We start from the raw sequence: 15832 nt of genomic DNA on the forward strand, positions 1-15832 counted from the left end.
TGTCCTGGAGGGGAGCGCCCCTGGTGGGGGCGGTACATCGAAAGGTGCTGGGCCGCGGACCGGGGCGGAGCCCCGGGGGGGGCCTCAGCTCGTGCGGCCCTTGGCGTCGAAGGCCTTCATGCGGTCCAGCACGCCGTCCGCCGTCGGGCTGAGCATCTCGTCGACGATCCGGCCGTCCGCGAGGAAGATCACCCGATCCGCGTAGGACGCGGCGACCGGGTCGTGGGTGACCATGACGACCGTCTGGCCCAGCTCCCGTACCGAATTGCGCAGGAAGCCCAGGACCTCGGCGCCCGAGCGCGAGTCCAGGTTTCCGGTCGGCTCGTCACCGAAGATGATCTCGGGGCGGGAGGCCAGCGCGCGGGCCACGGCGACGCGCTGCTGCTGGCCGCCGGAGAGCTGCGCGGGGCGGTGGCTCAGCCGGCCGGACAGGCCGATCATGTCGATGACCTTCTCCACCCACTGCTTGTCGGGCTTGCGGCCCGCGATGTCCATCGGCAGCGTGATGTTCTCCATGGCCGTCAGCGTCGGCAGCAGGTTGAACGCCTGGAAGATGAAGCCGATCTTGTCCCGGCGCAGCTGCGTGAGCTGCTTGTCCTTCAGGGTGCCGAGCTCCGTCTCGCCGAGGCGCACCGAACCGGAGCTGAAGGAGTCCAGACCCGCGACGCAGTGCATCAGGGTCGACTTGCCGGAGCCGGAGGGGCCCATGATCGCGGTGAACTCTCCCTGCCGGAAGTCCACGGTGACCCGGTCGAGGGCGACCACCTGGGTCTCGCCCTGTCCGTAGACCTTCGAGAGATCCGTGGCGCGGGCGGCCACCGCGGTGGCGCGGGACACGGTGGGGGTGGTGGTCACGAGGGACTCCTGTCACTGCGGGATGTTCGGGAACCACTCCATCGTGTCGAGCGTTGAGGCCGCGAGCGTCCGCCCACGTGCCCGTTCCTGGGGCAGTCTCGAGTCGGACCGGGGGGCCCGCCCCTCCTCCTGAGGTATGACAGGACCCCTGAGACGCCCTCCGGAGCGCCGGCCGCCGTCCGTCCGGGTGGGTACCCCCCGGGGGATGTGACATAGATGCGACGACTTTCCGTCATTCCGGCGTACGCGCCTTTGCGCCTGCGACCCCTGTCACAGTTCGTCAGATGGGCCCCCACCTGCACTGACACACCCTCAGACGTCAATAAAATAAGACAACATCGGGCCAGTGTTCCGCTGAACGGGGGAAGCGTCCCGATAGGCTCATGTGCCAACGCGGAGCCGCGCGCCATGCCCGGGTGGTGGAATGCAGACACGGCGAGCTTAAACCTCGCTGGCCTTCGGGCCGTACCGGTTCGAGTCCGGTTCCGGGCACAGCTCACCCCCCGTCGACCGCCGGGCCTCTTTGACGATCCCGGAAAGATCCTCCCCGAGCACTAGGGAGTTTCTTTTGCTTCCCTATTACTCTTGACGCAAGGCCGCGCAGTGCGGCCATGGAGGAGTGAGATGAGGAGCAGCAACCCGGTCTTCTCGCGACGGGGGTTCAGCCGCGACAACGGCTACGCCGGCTTCAACGCGCAGCAGCCGCAGGCCGGGGGCCCCGCCGTTGGAACCAACCCCTACGCCGAGGGCGCGACGAACCCGTACGCGACCAACCCGTACGCACAGGACACCCAGCTCGGCGCCCCGCAGCAGACGCGCGGCAATGTGATGACGATCGACGACGTCGTGAGCCGTACGGCCATGACGCTCGGTACGGTCGTGGTCACCGCCGCCCTGTCGTGGTTCCTGCTGCCGGTCGACGAGGCGAACCTCGGCAAGTCCTACGGCATCGCCATCGGCGCCGCCCTGGTGGCCTTCGTCCTGGCGATGGTGCAGTCCTTCAAGCGCAAGGCCTCGCCGGCGCTGATCCTGGCCTACGCGGCGTTCGAGGGTGTCTTCCTCGGCGTCATCTCGGCCGCGGTCTCGACCTACATCTCGCCCGGTGTGGTCGCGCAGGCGGTCCTCGGCACGATGGCGGTCTTCGCCGGTGTGCTGATCGCGTACAAGATGCGCTGGATCCGCGTCACGCGCCGCTTCTACGGCTTCGTGATGGCGGCCGCGATCGGCTTCATCCTGCTGATGGCGGTCAACGCGCTGTTCTCGCTCTTCGACGGCGCCGGTGACGGCCTGGGCTTCCGCAGCGGCGGCCTCGGCATCCTCTTCGGTGTCATCGGCATCATCCTCGGTGCCTGCTTCCTCGCCCTCGACTTCAAGCAGGTCGAGGACGGCGTGACGTACGGCGCCCCGCGCGAGGAGTCCTGGCTGGCGGCCTTCGGCCTCACCCTGACCCTGGTGTGGATCTACCTGGAGATGCTGCGTCTGCTGTCGATCCTGCAGGGCGACGACTGACGCACCACCCGTGTGTGACGAAGGGCCCGTCCGGCTTCCGCCGGGCGGGCCCTTCCGCGTTCTCCTCAGCCCTTGAGTGCGGTGTCCAGGAGCACCCGGGCCGCGTCCTTCGCCTGGGCGGCCGGCTCGGGGGAGCCGTTGATGCCCGCGACGGCCATGGCGCCGTTGGCGAGCAGGGCCAGCTGGTCGGCCAGCTCCGACGGCGCGCCGAGGGCGTTCGTCTGCTCCGCGAAGTATCCCCGCAGGGCCTGCTTGTGGCCGCGGGCGATGTCGGCGACGTCCGGTGAGATGCCGCCCATCTCGCCGAAGGTGTTGATGAAGGCGCAGCCGCGGAACCCGGGGTCGGCGAACCAGTCCCCGAGGTAGTCGAAGACCGCCAGGGCGCGCTCGTACGGGGTGGTGGCGTGGCGCGTGCCGTGGGCGGCGATGGCCTCCCGCACGGCCGCGTCGCGGCGGTTGAGGACGGCCCACACCAGATGGTCCTTGGACGGGTAGAGCTGGTAGAGGCGCTTGAGGGAGACGCCGGACGCGGTGCGGATGGCGTCCATGCCGACCGCCTGCACCCCGCGCTCGTCGAAGAGCGTCTCGGCGGCCTCCAGGAGTCGCAGCTCGGCGGATTCCGTGTCCATCGTCCGATCACCCCTTGCCTGGAGAACCATCGTTCTCCTACTCTACAGGGCATGGGGAGAACGATCGTTCTCCCTCCCGGTCTGAACGGGAAGGCCCCACCATGTCCGCATTCGCCCTGCGCGCCCACACGGAGACGATCGACGGGCTCGACGTCTTCTACCGGGAGGCCGGCGACCCGAGCCGCCCCGTACTCGTGCTGCTGCACGGCTTCCCGTCCAGCTCGCACATGTACCGCGGGCTGATGGCCGAGCTGGCCGACACGTACCACCTGATCGCGCCCGACCACATCGGCTTCGGCGCCTCGTCCGCGCCCGCCGTCGACGCCTTCGACTACAGCTTCGAGACCCTCACCGCGGTCACCCTGAAGCTGCTCGACCGGCTCGGGATCGACCGCTTCGCGCTCTACGTCCAGGACTACGGAGCCCCGATCGGACTGCGGATCGCCGCGCGGAACCCCGAGCGGGTCACCGCGATCGTCACCCAGAGCGGCAACGCCTACCTGGAGGGCTTCACGCCCTTCTGGGACGTGCTCTTCGCGCACGCCAAGGACCGGGAGGCCAACGAGGCCGCCGTGCGCGAGCTGCTGACCGTCGAGGCGACGCGCTGGCAGTACACCCACGGCGTCCCGGCCGACCGCCTCGACCGCGTCGGGCCGGAGACCTGGACCCTGGACCAGGCGGGCCTGGACCGGCCCGGCAACAAGGAGATCCAGCTCCAGCTCTTCTGGGACTACCAGTTCAACCTGGACGGCTACCCGGTTTTCCAGGAGTACTTCCGCACCCACCGGCCCCCGCTGCTGGCCGCCTGGGGCCGCGGCGACGAGATCTTCGGGCCCGCGGGCGCCGAGGCGTTCGCGCGGGACCTGCCGGACGCGGAGATCCACCTCCTCGACGCCGGGCACTTCGCCCTGGAGACGCACGGCGAGGAGATCGCCGCGCTGGTCCGCGACTTCCTGGACCGGCGCGCGAGGTGAGCCGGCGCCGAGGTGTGGCGTGAGGGCCCGCACGGGCGGGCCCTTCGCGTGACGTCAGAGCAGCCGGCGGGCCGCCCTGCGGAGGTCGTACTCGTGGATGATCGCCTTCGCGTGGCCGTACGCGAGGTCGTGCTCGCCCCGGAGCCAGCTCACCTTCTCCTCGAAGCGGACGAGGGAGGGGCCTTCCTCGACGGTGCGGAGCCAGTCGGAGACTTCACGACCGGTGCAATGCGGGATGCGGGCGAGCAGGTTGCGATGGGTCTCTTCGGAGAATACGTGGGACATCGGCGCCTCCGGACGCGTGTTGCCGTGTGCTCCTTCCCGTCACCGTGCCTGAGCGCCGGGCCGTTGGCAACACTCTCCGGAGGGCGCGTAGGGTCGCGTCGTGCTTGATACGAGTGAACTGACCGCCGCCGTCGAACGGTTCGCCGACCGCTTGCGGGCCGCCCCGCAGAGCCGCCTCCAGCGCGGCGCCGCGGCCGAAGGGCTGGCGCTGGCCAGGGAGTTGGCGCTGCGCGCGCAGCGGATCGAGGAGCCGGAGGGCGGCGGACGGATCATGCCGGACGCCGGTGTCTTCACGGCGGCCGACCAACTTGTGGTGGCCGGAAACGATCTGGCGGAGATTCTGCGAACGGCCCCGGCCGGCTCCCGGGAACGGGAACTGGGCGAGGCCGTGAGGCTGGTGCGGGAGGCCGCCGAGCGGTCGGGGCTCTGACGGTCCCCGGTGGCTACAGCGAGGCGATGACGCGGTCGGCGAGGATGTAGACGTTCTCGCCGTCCGCTTCCCCGAAGGAGAACGTCAGGGCGTACGCGCCCGAGACACCCGAACCGCCGAGCAGGACCGGCGTACGACCGGCGTTCAGGGCCTCCGCGAGGCGCTCCGCGGTCTCCCGGTGGCCGGGGGTCATGCAGAGCGTGGTGCCGTCGGCGAAGACGTACACGTCCAGCGTGCCGAGCGGCCCGGGGCGCACGTCGGTCAGCGCGGTGCGCGTGTCGGCGAGCTCCTCCAGGCGGGCCACCGTGCGCTCGTGGTCGGTCACGACGGGTGTCTGGACCGGCACGAAGTCGGGGTGCGAGGGGTGGCGGCGGCGGGCCGCGGCGAGCTCGGGGGAGTCCTCGGCGTACTCGGTCAGCTCCGGGAACTCGTCCAGGACGCTCTCGGCGCCGGCGCCGTCAAGCGCGGCGGCCTCGGCCTCCATCGCTTCCAGGGCCATGGCCTCCAGGCCCACGAAGTCGGCCTGGCGCGGCACGTAGAAGGGGCCGTCCTCGGTGGTACCGCCCAGGCCGCCGAGCAGCGACGGGGCGTCGGCCGCGTCCCGCGCCTCCTGCGCCGCCCAGAAGGCCCGCGCCTCGGCGAGCTCGCGCTCGCGCTCCTCGGCCAGCGCCTCGGCCACCGCGGCCCGTATCTCGGCGGCGGGGGTCTGGCGGGCATGGGGTACGGACACCCCGTGGGCGGTGGCGAGTTCGCTACGCAGAGCGGCGACCTGCTTACGGAGACCGTGGGCAGCGTGCAGGGCGGCGGCGCCCACGGCCGTGGCGGCGGCCGTGGTCACCAGCAGGGCAAGAGACATGGCGCTCACTGACGTACTCCCGATTCCGAGTCGATCCCCCGACTTCCTACATCAGCCTGCCGTGGGAGTGCGCCCCCTGTCAGTGCATTACGTCACGAAATGGACAGGTATTTGGGCCAGGTGTTTAGTCCCGTTCCTGCTGTGACCTGCGGGAATGACTCTCCCCCGGGACATAGGTCACATCCTGGGGGAGATTCGGTCACGGCTGGGACGCGACGGGGTTAGCCGAGGTGCCCGGCGGCCATGGCGGAGCTCAGCTCAGCCGCTCGATGACCATGGCCATGCCCTGCCCACCGCCGACGCACATGGTCTCCAGACCGAACTGCTTGTCGTGGAACTGCAGGCTGTTGATCAGCGTGCCGGTGATGCGGGCGCCGGTCATGCCGAAGGGGTGGCCGACGGCGATGGCGCCGCCGTTGACGTTCACCTTGTCCAGATCCAGACCCAGGTCCTGGTAGGACGGGATCACCTGGGCGGCGAAGGCCTCGTTGATCTCGGCGAGGTCGATGTCGCCGATGGTCAGGCCGGCGCGCTTGAGGGCCTGCTTGGAGGCCTCGACCGGGCCGAGGCCCATGATCTCGGGGGAGAGGCCCGAGACGCCGGTGGAGACGATGCGGGCGAGCGGGGTGAGGCCGAGCTCGCGGGCCTTCGTGTCCGACATGATCACGAGCGCGGCGGCGCCGTCGTTGAGCGGGCAGCAGTTGGCGGCGGTGACCAGGCCGTCGGGGCGGAAGACGGGCTTGAGGCCCTGCACGCCCTCCAGGGTGACGCCGGCGCGCGGGCCGTCGTCGGCGGAGACGACGGTGCCGTCCGGGGTCGTCACCGGGGTGATCTCGCGCTCCCAGAAGCCGTTCTTGATGGCCTGCTCGGCGAGGTTCTGCGACCGTACGCCGAACTCGTCCATCTCCTGGCGGCTGATGCCCTTGAGGCGGGCCAGGTTCTCGGCGGTCTGGCCCATGGCGATGTACGCGTCGGGGACGAGGCCGTCCTCGCGCGGGTCGTGCCAGGCGGAGCCCTCGGAGGCGGCGACGGCGGCGGTGCGGGCCTCGGCGTCGGCGAAGAGGGGGTTGTGCGTGTCGGGCAGGGAGTCGGAGTTGCCCTTCACGAAGCGGGAGACCATCTCGACACCGGCCGAGATGAAGACGTCGCCCTCGCCCGCCTTGATGGCGTGCAGCGCCATGCGGGAGGTCTGGAGGGAGGAGGAGCAGTAGCGGGTGATCGTGCAGCCGGGGAGGTGGTCCATCCCCATCTGGACGGCGACGATCCGGCCCAGGTTGTTGCCCTGCTCGCCACCGGGGAGGCCACAGCCGAGCATCAGGTCGTCGATGTCCCGCGGGTCGAGCTCGGGGACCTTGGCGAGGGCGGCCTGGACGATCGTCGCGGTGAGGTCGTCGGGCCGCAGGTCCTTCAGGGAGCCCTTGAAGGCCCGGCCGATCGGGGAGCGGGCGGTCGAGACGATGACGGCTTCGGGCATCACGGCTCCAGGAGGATGCGGGGTGGACGGACTGAAAGCGAAGCTACCTGCACGTACGGCACGGGTCACCGCCCAGACGGTGTGACGCGGACCTCAATTCTAAGCGCCCGCTCAGCGGGCGACCGCGGTCTGGCGATCGCCCCCCCGTTGTGGGCAATCGTCCCGCAGGGCGGGACGGGTGGGCACAACGGACGGCGCCCTTGCGGGCGCTTCTGCCCCTTGTGCCCCGATCTCCAGGGCCCTGAAGGGTGCACGTGCCTCGTGGTGCGGGAGCCGGTCGGAGCGGACGCGCCCGCAAGGGCGCCGTCCCGTGTGCCCACCCTCCCCCAGACTTCGTCCGGGGGGACCCCCAGCCCCGGCGGGACGATTGCCCACACGGGGTGGGGGCGGGCGGGCGCCGCGCACCGGTCGTCAGGGCCGGTGGGCCTCCTCCGGGGACGGGGTCGGGGATTCCGGCGTCGGGAGGCGGCGCCGGCGGCGGTGCTTGAGGAGGGCCCACGGCGCCCGCGCCCCCGTGACCTCCGTACCCGCCTCCTTCGCCGCCTCCGCCGCCGCCTTCGCCACCGGCAGCATGTTCTCGTGACGCTCCGGCTCCAGACGGTCCGTTTCCGGCCACACGCCGAGCACCGCGCACACCGTCGGCAACACCGCCATCGCCGCCGTCGCGTACCCCTCCGCCGACGGGTGGTAGTTGTCCGCCCCGAACATCTCCCGCGGATTCGCCGCGAACTCCGGACCCAGCAGGTCCCCCAGCGACACCGTCCGCCCGCCCTGCTCCACCACCACGATCGTCTGCGCCGCAGCCAGCTGCCGCGACACCCGCCGCGCCAGCCACCGCAGCGGCTGGTACACCGGCTCGATCGTCCCCAGATCCGGGCAGGTCCCCACGACCACCTCCGCCCCCGCCGTCCGCAGCCGCCGCACCGCCGCCGCGAGGAGCCGCACCGACTCCGTCGCGGACATCCGGTGCGTGACGTCGTTCGCCCCGATCATGATCACGCAGACGTCCGGCGGCCCCGCCGGAGACGCCAGCAGCAGCGACACCTGACGCTCCAGGTCGTCCGAGCGCGCCCCCGGCAGCGCCACGTTCCGCAGCACCACCGGCCGCTCCGCCACCGCCGCGAGCCCCGAGGCCAGCAGCGCCCCCGGGGTCTGACCCACCCGGCGCACCCCCTGACCCGCCGCCGTCGAATCACCCAGAAGGGCCAGCCGAAGCGGGGTCGAGGCGGGATCCGAGGTCTCGAACGAGCGGCCGTACAGCCCGTCCGCCCCCGGTGGCAGCGGCGCCACCCCTCCCCCGACCGTCCTCTTCGCCAGCTGCACCTCGGCCAGGACCACACCCACCGCCGCCACACCGAGCAGCCCGATGCTCCCACCGCCGTACGCCGCGCCCGCCGCGATCCGCCGTGCCACCCTCGCCCTCGACATGGGGGCAGTCACCTCCTTCAAGCCGTTCAGGATCTAACTGCCCCGTAACCCGCACCGACTACGCATACGCTGGACGCACCATTACGGAGACCCCGGAGATTACGGTGCAATTCCACGACTCGATGATCAGCCTCGTCGGCAACACCCCGCTGGTGAAGCTCAACAACGTCACGGCGGGCATCCAGGCAACCGTCCTGGCCAAGGTCGAGTACTTCAACCCCGGCGGCTCGGTCAAGGACCGCATCGCCCTGCGCATGATCGAGGCGGCCGAGGAGAGCGGTGCTCTCAAGCCCGGCGGCACCATCGTCGAGCCCACATCCGGCAACACCGGTGTCGGTCTCGCGATCGTGGCCCAGCAGAAGGGCTACAAGTGCATCTTCGTCTGCCCCGACAAGGTGTCCACGGACAAGATCAACGTGCTGCGGGCGTACGGCGCCGAGGTCGTCGTCTGCCCCACCGCCGTCGACCCCGAGCACCCCGACTCGTACTACAACGTCTCGGACCGGCTCGTTCGTGAGACCCCCGGCGCCTGGAAGCCCGACCAGTACTCCAACCCGAACAACCCCCGTTCCCACTACGAGACCACCGGTCCCGAGCTGTGGGAGCAGACGGACGGAAAGATCACCCACTTCGTCGCGGGCGTCGGCACCGGCGGCACCATCTCCGGCACCGGCAAGTACCTGAAGGAGGTCAGCGGCGGCACGGTCCAGGTCGTCGGCGCCGACCCCGAGGGCTCGGTCTACTCCGGCGGCTCCGGCCGGCCGTACCTCGTCGAGGGCGTCGGCGAGGACTTCTGGCCCACCGCCTACGACGCGTCCGTCACCGACCGGATCGTCGCCGTCTCGGACAAGGACTCCTTCCAGATGACCCGCCGCCTCGCCAAGGAGGAGGGCCTCCTGGTGGGCGGCTCCTGCGGCATGGCGGTCGTCGCCGCGCTCGAGGTCGCCAAGGAGCTCGGGCCCGACGACATCGTGGTCGTGCTGCTGCCGGACTCCGGCCGCGGCTACCTGTCCAAGATCTTCAACGACGAGTGGATGGCCGACTACGGCTTCCTGGAGGACACCGAGTCCGCCACCGTCGCCGACGTGCTGCGCCACAAGGAGGGCGGCCTGCCCTCCCTCGTCCACATGCACCCGGAGGAGACGGTCGGTCAGGCCATCGAGGTGCTGCGGGAGTACGGCGTCTCCCAGATGCCGATCGTCAAGCCGGGCGCCGGACACCCCGACGTCATGGCCGCCGAGGTCGTCGGCTCGGTGGTGGAGCGCGAGCTCCTCGACGCGCTGTTCACCAAGCGGGCCTCTCTGGAGGACCCGTTGGAGCGTCACATGAGCGCGCCGCTGCCGCAGGTGGGCTCCGGCGAGCCGGTCGCCGACCTGATGTCCGTCCTCGGTGAGGCGGACGCGGCGATCGTGCTGGTCGAGGGCAAGCCGACGGGTGTGGTGAGCCGTCAGGACCTGCTCGCCTTCCTGGCGAACGGCGGGACCAAGGGCGCCGCGAAGTAGCCCGAACCCTCTTCGAGCGGGCGTTCGCGCAATCGGTACGAGCGCGACACGTACCCGCAGCACCCGCTTAACACGCGTCCGGCACAGTGGCTGTTGTCGGCGTCAAGGACTACGGAGCGGCTCCCGGACCTCCTGCAGACGCCGCCGGACGCGGCGACCGGCCCTGACCCGGGCCCGTGTCCCTCGCGGGGACCGCCGTCGTCCCGCCCCCCGGTAACGGGGGTGCGGCGGTCCCCGCGCTACTTCTCCCCTTTTTTGAGGGCTCGGTTCTCCTCCGGGCGCCCTGTTGCGTGCGTCGACGGTCGATCGTGCTCGGTCCTCCCCCAGACTTCGTCCGGGGGTACCCCCACGTTCCTCGGGACCTGCGCGCGGTCTCCCTTTCGACACCCGCGGCGCCCTTCGGCTCACTCGCCGAGGGTCTTGAACGGCAGGCGGCCCCGGAAGGCGTGGACGGCGTTCACGCCCACGATGCCGAGCCAGGCGACGATCAGGCCCTCCAGGTTCGCCTGGGTGACGGCGATCGCGGAGAGCGGGATCGCCAGGATCAGCGAGATGATCCCGAAGCCGAACCGCTCACCGAAGCCCTCCACGCCCGATCCGGCCGGTCGGCCGCCGCGGGCCACTGCCACCTGCTGCTCGGCCAGCCGGCGCCGCACCTGGCGGTCGAGGGTGGCGTCCAAACGGTCCTCCACCTTGCCGAGGAAGGACTCGACGAGCGCCGCCTCGTACTCCGTGCCCAGCTCCCGGCGGGCATCCAGGGTGGCGTCCAGTTCGCTTTTGAGCTCGTCCATGCTTGCCACCGTAGAGAGCCCCGGCCCTCTGCGTCGGTAGGGCTACCCCCCGTTTTTCTTGCCCTCCTGCATATCTTCATGCAGAGTTCGAGGTAGATGAATAAGCGGAAGGGGGACGGCGTGAGCGACAGCCCGGCCGGACGGCTGCAGGCGCTCTTCGAAGGGCACCGGCTGACACCGACACAGCGGCGCATCGCGCACTGCATGGTGCGCCGGGCCGGAGACGTGCCGTTCCTGTCGAGCGTGGAGCTGGCCGAGCTCGCCGGAGTCAGCCAGCCCTCTGTCACCCGCTTCGCCGTCGCCCTCGGGTTCGACGGCTACCCCGCCCTGCGCCGCCATCTGCGCGAGGTCGCCCCGGCCGAGAAGCCCGCGGGGGAGGTCGGCGGGCACAACGAGTACCAGCAGGCCGTCCTCGCCGAGATCGAGAACCTCCGCCATCTCGCCGAGCTGCTCGCCGACCCCGCGCCCGTCGAGCGCGCCGGGCGGCTGCTCGCCGCCTCCCGGCCGCTGCCCGTCCTCGGACTGCGCGCCGCCTCCTCGCAGGCCCGCGGCTTCGCGTACTTCGCCGCCAAGGTCCACCCCGACATCCGCCTCCTCGACGAGGCCGGCTCGATGCTCACCGACCGCATCGACGCGGCCGTGCGGGCGGAGGCCACGGCCCTGCTCTGCTTCGCGCTGCCGCGCCACCCCCGGGAGGTCGTGGAGGCGCTGGAGTACGCGCGGGCGGCCGGTCTGACCGTCGTGACGGTCGCCGAGTCGGCGTTCGCGCCCGTCGCCGCCCACAGCGACCTGCTGATCCCCGCCGCCGTCGGCACCGGACTCGCCTTCGACACGGCCTGCGCTCCGATGCTGCTCGGCCGGGTGCTCCTGGAGGCGATGGCGGACGAGCTGCCGGACGCCCAGGCGCGGCTGGAGGAGTTCGACGCGAAGGCGGCGGCGCGGGGACTGTTCGTCGAGTAGTCCCCGCAGGCGAGCAGCCGAGCAGCCGAGCGGCCGAGTGGCCGAGCGGCGGATCAGATCTCCAGCTCGGCCTCGATCCGCTTCAGCTGGTGGCGGGCCATCGCCAGGTTCGCGCGGTCCTTGTCCAGCGCCAGGTACAGGAAGAGGCCGTTGGTGCCCCGCGCCTTGAGCAGCCGGATCAGGTGGTACTGGCCGCCGAGCGTGATCAGGATGTCCTCGATCTCGTCCTTGAGGCCGAGCATCTCCATCGCCCTGACCTTGGCGCGGACCACGTCCGTGTTGCCCGCGGCCGCCACGTTGAGGTCGAGCTCCTTGCTGCCGCCGATCGTGCCGAGGGCCATGCCGCTCGTGTAGTCGACCAGCGCGGCGCCGATGGCGCCTTCGATGGAGGCGGCTTCCTTCAGGGAGGTCTCGGTGTTCGCCATGGGTGTCGCACTTCCTTTTCGCATCGGTGATCGGTGTCGCTGGTGGGATTCAGTTCAGGTCTTTGCGTTCCAGCGCCCCGTCGACGAGCTCGCCTATCCGGGCGCTGGACCGCCGCGCCTCCAGATGGAGCCGCCCCACGTTGATCCGGGGCTCGGCGAGCAGGGTGAGGACGGCGGAGCCGCCGGCGGCGTACGTGGCGACATAGCCGCTCTCGCCGCGCACCAGCAGCTCGCGGAAGCCGCCCTGCCCCGTGGACTCGGTCAGCCGCTGACCGACGCCGAGAGCCGCCGCCGTGAGCGCGGCCACCGCCTCCGCCTCCGTGGCGACCGTGTCCTGGGCAAGGACCAGGCCGTCGGCGCTCGCGGCGAGCGCCCCGGTGAGCTGGGGCAGTCGGGCCCGCAGCCGTCTCAGCTCGCCGAGCACCTCGGCTTCTGCCGACATCAGTTGTCTCCTCTCGGCGCGCAGGCGCAGGGCACGCCTCATCACAGACTTGCCTCCAGGGCGTCACGGAGCCGGCGCAGCAGGGCGATGTCCGGATCGACCGCGACCTCGCCGACCCAGGCCGGGACGGCGGGCGGGTCGGCCGGTAACGGCTCGAGCGGGGTCTCGACGAGACCGGCGGCCGCCAGGCGGCGGATGTCGAGCAGCGTGTGGAAGGCCGGGCGGCCGAGCAGTCGCGCGATGTCCGCCGGGGTGCGGACCCCGTCGGCGGCGGCCAGCACGGCCCGCTGACGCAGGCTCACCGTCTGCCCGGGGGCGGCCGCGCGGGGCGCGACCGGGGCGGTGTCCACGGCCCCGTACGGCCAGACGCTGTCCAGCAGTTCACGGCGGCGTACGGTCTCGCGCTCGACGGCCTCGGTGGAGACCGGCCGCACCGGGCCGAACCAGTGGGCGACGCCGTAGCGGAAACGGGTCGGGCCGCTGGCGGGGGCGAGCGCGAAGAACGCCGCGTCGAAGACGGCGCCGAGGTGGCAGATCTGCAGCTCTCCGTCGTGCAGCCGGCCGCTGTCCACCAGGAACCGGCCGACCTCGCGGCGCGCGCCGGCGCGGTTGACCGCCTCGTCCCAGCCCTCGCGGGGCAGCCGTCCGCCGGCCGTCAGCAGGACGTCGAGGCCGGGGGCGGCGGGGCTCTCGGCGTGGACGACACGGCCGTCGACGAGGTAGAGCGTGCCGTGGTCGCGCAGCAGGGCGCCGGTCGCGCGTTCGGCGGCGAGGCGGGTGAGCATCGGTGAGACGGTCATCCGAGGACCAGCCTCTCGGCGAGGTCGCGCAGCCGCATCCGGGCGAGGGCGAGGTTGCCGGTGTCGCGGTCGAGCCACAGGTGCAGGAAGACGCTGCTGTCGAAGGCCGTCTCGACGAAGCGGAGGACGTGGTAGCCGCCGCGGGCGGTGACGATCAGGTCCTCGACGGGTGGCCCCTTGGGTAACGTGTCGTCGTCCGTCGGCGCGGTGCCGGTGGCGAAGGAGTGGTACTCCGCTGCCGCACGCGCCAGTTCGGCCGCCTCGGCGGCGGTCGTCTCGTGGTCGCCGACCGGCGAGTCGCCCGCCGCGCCGAGGGCGAGCCCGCTGGTCCAGTCGACCAGCCAGGCCCCGCGTGCGCCCGGCAGGCTCATGGCCTCCAGCAGGCACTCGTCGATTCCGGGCACGCGGGTTCCCCTCCCGATGCGGCGTGCGGCGTACGGCAGTGACGGTGACGTTACTCAACGTTCCGGTCGGGGGGATGAGTTCTGGCATTTTCCATCGGAACATGCCGACGGCTTGCTTGAATTCGCCCCTGGGAGCCTCGGTCGCCGGGGGGCGCTCAGTCCTCCCGTGTGCCCGATGCCCGCCGCACTGTCACTCGTGCGAGCGAACAAACGCACGGGTGAGGGTCAGTGGCGGCTCTCCACCGACGCCGCCAGGTCGTCCAGGTCCTTCGCCAGCGCCCGGCTCACCGCCTTGGTGCCCAGGGCGCTCAGCAGTTTGACGAGAAACCCCATGCGGCTCCCCTCGGCCGGCGTCGCCGAGAACGTCATCCGTACCGTGGTCGCCCCGGACCCGTCCGGCCGCAGCGCGATCTCCGAGACGTAGTGCATCCCGTGCGAGTCGGCCACCGTCACATAGCGGTCCGGCGGCTCGGCCTCGGTCACGGTCATCTCCTCCGTGGCCTCCTTGCCCATCATCCGGCGGGTCTCGCGCCAGCGGGTGCCCACCCCGAAGGCGCCCTCCGTCAGCACCTCGACCCGTTCCACGCCGCTCAGGACCCGCTCCATGTCCTTCAGGTCCGTCAGCGCCTCCCAGACGGGCCCGGGAGACGCCGCGATCCGGCGTTCGACGACGACGCTCTTGGTAGCAGCCATGGCTCCACGGAACCACCGGGGCGTCAGTCCAGCAACGCGTCGCGGTGCGCCCCGCCCGCCTCGGTGACGATCTCGTCGAGCGTCTGGGCCCTCCGTACGGTCGAGAAGACGACCGCCTTCTCGTCGTCCGTGACGGTGAAGCCGTGGACGGCGGGCCGGGGCAGGCTGTTGTACGCGTAGTGGTGGGCGAAGTAGTACGCGCCGGTGTCCGGCACGGCGACGACGTCGTCCGGCCGCAGCAGGGGCAGCGGGCGCGCGGTGGCGAGCAGGTCGCCGGCGAAGCAGGCGGGTCCGGCCACGTCCTGGACGGTCTCCTCCCCTTCGCGGGGCCGGCCCTCGGAGTCGTACGCGAGGACGCGCAGCGGCCACGAGGCGGGGTCGTAGACGGTACGGGTGGCGACCTGGACCCCCGCATGGGTGACCGCGATGGGGCGGGCGCCCGAGGTCTTGGTGTACTCGACGCGGGCCAGGATCGTGCCGTGCTTGGCGAGCAGCGAGCGGCCGAACTCGGTGACGAGCCCGTACCGCCCGTCGAGCAGGCCGGGAGCGGTCGCGGCGAGCAGCTCGGCGTACTCCGCGTACGTCGGCGTCTCCTCGTCGGAGGCGAAGTTCACCGGCAGTCCGCCGCCGATGTCGACGGTGTCGATCTGCTGCCGTCCTGCCTTGGCGTTGATCTCCTCGGCCAGCTCGTAGGCCGCCGCGACGCCCTCCGCCATCAGGGCGAGCGGAATCCCCTGCGAGCCGGTGTGCGTGTGCAGCCGGCGCATCCAGGGCCGGTCGAGATATGCCTGGACGACCGCCTCCCGGGCGCCCTCGTCGCGCAGCGCGACCCCGAACTTGGAGGTGGCGGTCGCGGTGGAGAGGGCGCCGATCGCGCCCGCCCCGACCTGCGGGTTGACCCGGAGCCCGATCGGGCTCGCGGTCGGCGCGGAGCCGACGAGCGCGGAGATCCTGGCCAGTTCCTGGTGGTTGTCGGCGTTGACGGCGATCCCGAGGGCCAGGGCCTGGCGCAGCTCGGCGGGTGTCTTGGCGGGCGAGTCGAGCACGGTACGGGACGGCGGGACGCCGGCCGCGCGGGCCAGCGCCAGCTCGCCGGGGCTCGCGACCTCGACCCCGAGCCCGCAGTCGTACAGCAGGCGCAGGACGGGCACGAGCGGGCACGCCTTCACGGCGAAGGCGTGCAGGACGGGCGCGTCGGTGACGGCGGCGAAGGCGGAGACGAGGGCGGCGGCCGAGGCACGGATGCCGGCGGTGTCGAGGAGGGCGACGATCTGTCCGGAGGGGTCGGCGGGGGAGAGGAGGCCTTGTTCGACGGCGGCTCGGACGGCCTGATCGCGACGGTGGGAAGCCATGGATCCATAGGACCACCGGGACG

General features: G+C 71.6%; 18 protein-coding genes and 1 tRNA gene. 6 read left to right on the forward strand and 13 right to left on the reverse strand.

Annotated features, from left to right (window positions below):
- Window positions 1-84: 84 nt before the first annotated feature.
- Entirely contained in the window at window positions 85-855 is a 771-nt protein-coding gene (locus tag ACFV9D_RS07100) for an ABC transporter ATP-binding protein (RefSeq protein WP_385142145.1), read from the reverse strand.
- Between the two features lie 410 nt (window positions 856-1265).
- Between ACFV9D_RS07100 and ACFV9D_RS07105 the strand changes: the two genes are divergently transcribed.
- A tRNA-Leu gene (locus tag ACFV9D_RS07105) sits at window positions 1266-1347 on the forward strand.
- A gap of 132 nt (window positions 1348-1479) precedes the next feature.
- The gene (locus ACFV9D_RS07110) at window positions 1480-2364 is read left to right on the forward strand and encodes a Bax inhibitor-1/YccA family protein (RefSeq protein WP_385142148.1); all 885 of its coding nucleotides are present in this window, start codon (window positions 1480-1482) and stop codon (window positions 2362-2364) included.
- Between the two features lie 65 nt (window positions 2365-2429).
- On the opposite strand, the gene ACFV9D_RS07115 is transcribed toward ACFV9D_RS07110, so the two are convergent.
- Window positions 2430-2993 carry a TetR/AcrR family transcriptional regulator gene (locus ACFV9D_RS07115; RefSeq protein WP_385142151.1) on the reverse strand — a complete coding sequence of 188 codons (564 nt, stop codon included), beginning with the start codon at window positions 2991-2993 and terminating at the stop codon, window positions 2430-2432.
- Window positions 2994-3094: 101 nt separating this feature from the next.
- Here ACFV9D_RS07115 and ACFV9D_RS07120 point away from each other — a divergent pair, with 101 nt between their 5' ends.
- On the forward strand, window positions 3095-3967 hold the full coding sequence (locus ACFV9D_RS07120) for an alpha/beta fold hydrolase (protein ID WP_385142154.1): 873 nt from the start codon (window positions 3095-3097) through the stop codon (window positions 3965-3967).
- 54 nt (window positions 3968-4021) lie between these two features.
- Here the strand turns inward: ACFV9D_RS07120 and ACFV9D_RS07125 are convergent, their stop codons facing one another.
- The gene (locus ACFV9D_RS07125; RefSeq protein WP_331919624.1) at window positions 4022-4252 is read right to left on the reverse strand and encodes a DUF4287 domain-containing protein; all 231 of its coding nucleotides are present in this window, start codon (window positions 4250-4252) and stop codon (window positions 4022-4024) included.
- 100 nt (window positions 4253-4352) lie between these two features.
- On the opposite strand from ACFV9D_RS07125, the gene ACFV9D_RS07130 reads away from it, so the two are divergent.
- Window positions 4353-4682, forward strand: a complete 330-nt coding sequence (locus ACFV9D_RS07130) for a hypothetical protein (RefSeq protein WP_385142158.1) — start codon at window positions 4353-4355, stop codon at window positions 4680-4682.
- 13 nt (window positions 4683-4695) lie between these two features.
- On the opposite strand, the gene ACFV9D_RS07135 is transcribed toward ACFV9D_RS07130, so the two are convergent.
- The 3 genes from ACFV9D_RS07135 to ACFV9D_RS07145 form a co-directional block, all read right to left on the reverse strand.
- On the reverse strand, window positions 4696-5538 hold the full coding sequence (locus tag ACFV9D_RS07135) for a hypothetical protein (protein WP_385142391.1): 843 nt from the start codon (window positions 5536-5538) through the stop codon (window positions 4696-4698).
- Window positions 5539-5791: 253 nt separating this feature from the next.
- Window positions 5792-7012 carry an acetyl-CoA C-acetyltransferase gene (locus ACFV9D_RS07140; RefSeq protein WP_385142161.1) on the reverse strand — a complete coding sequence of 407 codons (1221 nt, stop codon included), beginning with the start codon at window positions 7010-7012 and terminating at the stop codon, window positions 5792-5794.
- A gap of 411 nt (window positions 7013-7423) precedes the next feature.
- On the reverse strand, window positions 7424-8425 hold the full coding sequence (locus tag ACFV9D_RS07145) for an SGNH/GDSL hydrolase family protein (protein WP_385142394.1): 1002 nt from the start codon (window positions 8423-8425) through the stop codon (window positions 7424-7426).
- 119 nt (window positions 8426-8544) lie between these two features.
- Between ACFV9D_RS07145 and ACFV9D_RS07150 the strand changes: the two genes are divergently transcribed.
- The gene (locus ACFV9D_RS07150; RefSeq protein ID WP_385142163.1) at window positions 8545-9942 is read left to right on the forward strand and encodes a cystathionine beta-synthase; all 1398 of its coding nucleotides are present in this window, start codon (window positions 8545-8547) and stop codon (window positions 9940-9942) included.
- A 404-nt stretch (window positions 9943-10346) separates the two neighbouring features.
- Here ACFV9D_RS07150 and ACFV9D_RS07155 read toward each other — a convergent pair whose 3' ends face one another.
- A complete protein-coding gene (locus tag ACFV9D_RS07155; RefSeq protein WP_385142166.1) occupies window positions 10347-10733 on the reverse strand; it encodes a hypothetical protein in 387 nt (128 codons plus the stop codon).
- Window positions 10734-10829: 96 nt separating this feature from the next.
- Between ACFV9D_RS07155 and ACFV9D_RS07160 the strand changes: the two genes are divergently transcribed.
- A complete protein-coding gene (locus ACFV9D_RS07160; protein ID WP_385142168.1) occupies window positions 10830-11693 on the forward strand; it encodes a MurR/RpiR family transcriptional regulator in 864 nt (287 codons plus the stop codon).
- A gap of 53 nt (window positions 11694-11746) precedes the next feature.
- Here ACFV9D_RS07160 and ACFV9D_RS07165 read toward each other — a convergent pair whose 3' ends face one another.
- The 6 genes from ACFV9D_RS07165 to ACFV9D_RS07190 all read right to left on the reverse strand — a co-directional run bounded on the left by ACFV9D_RS07165 (window position 11747) and on the right by ACFV9D_RS07190 (window position 15809).
- A complete protein-coding gene (locus ACFV9D_RS07165; RefSeq protein WP_385142171.1) occupies window positions 11747-12118 on the reverse strand; it encodes a hypothetical protein in 372 nt (123 codons plus the stop codon).
- A 49-nt stretch (window positions 12119-12167) separates the two neighbouring features.
- A complete protein-coding gene (locus ACFV9D_RS07170) occupies window positions 12168-12560 on the reverse strand; it encodes a roadblock/LC7 domain-containing protein (RefSeq protein ID WP_385142174.1) in 393 nt (130 codons plus the stop codon).
- A gap of 41 nt (window positions 12561-12601) precedes the next feature.
- The gene (locus ACFV9D_RS07175) at window positions 12602-13360 is read right to left on the reverse strand and encodes a transcriptional regulator (RefSeq protein ID WP_385142177.1); all 759 of its coding nucleotides are present in this window, start codon (window positions 13358-13360) and stop codon (window positions 12602-12604) included.
- Window positions 13357-13764, reverse strand: coding sequence for a hypothetical protein (locus tag ACFV9D_RS07180; protein ID WP_385142180.1), 408 nt, complete (start codon window positions 13762-13764; stop codon window positions 13357-13359). Before ACFV9D_RS07180 ends, ACFV9D_RS07175 begins: the two co-directional genes overlap by 4 nt.
- Window positions 13765-13989: 225 nt before the next feature.
- Window positions 13990-14457: an SRPBCC family protein gene (locus ACFV9D_RS07185; RefSeq protein WP_385142183.1), complete on the reverse strand. Its 468-nt coding sequence runs from the start codon at window positions 14455-14457 to the stop codon at window positions 13990-13992.
- A 23-nt stretch (window positions 14458-14480) separates the two neighbouring features.
- Window positions 14481-15809 carry a diaminopimelate decarboxylase gene (locus tag ACFV9D_RS07190; RefSeq protein ID WP_385142186.1) on the reverse strand — a complete coding sequence of 443 codons (1329 nt, stop codon included), beginning with the start codon at window positions 15807-15809 and terminating at the stop codon, window positions 14481-14483.
- Between the last annotated feature and the right edge of the window lie 23 nt (window positions 15810-15832).

Source organism: Streptomyces sp. NPDC059875 (assembly GCF_042731085.1).
Classification (GTDB): domain Bacteria; phylum Actinomycetota; class Actinomycetes; order Streptomycetales; family Streptomycetaceae; genus Streptomyces.

Coding starts and splice junctions, on each gene's coding strand:
- ACFV9D_RS07110 (WP_385142148.1), top strand. CDS start 1,480: ATGAGGAGCAGCAACCCGGTCTTCTCGCGACGGGGGTTCAGCCGCGAC.
- ACFV9D_RS07115 (WP_385142151.1), bottom strand. CDS start 2,993: ATGGACACGGAATCCGCCGAGCTGCGACTCCTGGAGGCCGCCGAGACG.
- ACFV9D_RS07120 (WP_385142154.1), top strand. CDS start 3,095: ATGTCCGCATTCGCCCTGCGCGCCCACACGGAGACGATCGACGGGCTC.
- ACFV9D_RS07125 (WP_331919624.1), bottom strand. CDS start 4,252: ATGTCCCACGTATTCTCCGAAGAGACCCATCGCAACCTGCTCGCCCGC.
- ACFV9D_RS07135 (WP_385142391.1), bottom strand. CDS start 5,538: ATGTCTCTTGCCCTGCTGGTGACCACGGCCGCCGCCACGGCCGTGGGC.
- ACFV9D_RS07140 (WP_385142161.1), bottom strand. CDS start 7,012: ATGCCCGAAGCCGTCATCGTCTCGACCGCCCGCTCCCCGATCGGCCGG.
- ACFV9D_RS07155 (WP_385142166.1), bottom strand. CDS start 10,733: ATGGACGAGCTCAAAAGCGAACTGGACGCCACCCTGGATGCCCGCCGG.
- ACFV9D_RS07160 (WP_385142168.1), top strand. CDS start 10,830: ATGAATAAGCGGAAGGGGGACGGCGTGAGCGACAGCCCGGCCGGACGG.
- ACFV9D_RS07165 (WP_385142171.1), bottom strand. CDS start 12,118: ATGGCGAACACCGAGACCTCCCTGAAGGAAGCCGCCTCCATCGAAGGC.
- ACFV9D_RS07170 (WP_385142174.1), bottom strand. CDS start 12,560: ATGTCGGCAGAAGCCGAGGTGCTCGGCGAGCTGAGACGGCTGCGGGCC.
- ACFV9D_RS07175 (WP_385142177.1), bottom strand. CDS start 13,360: ATGACCGTCTCACCGATGCTCACCCGCCTCGCCGCCGAACGCGCGACC.
- ACFV9D_RS07185 (WP_385142183.1), bottom strand. CDS start 14,457: ATGGCTGCTACCAAGAGCGTCGTCGTCGAACGCCGGATCGCGGCGTCT.
- ACFV9D_RS07190 (WP_385142186.1), bottom strand. CDS start 15,809: ATGGCTTCCCACCGTCGCGATCAGGCCGTCCGAGCCGCCGTCGAACAA.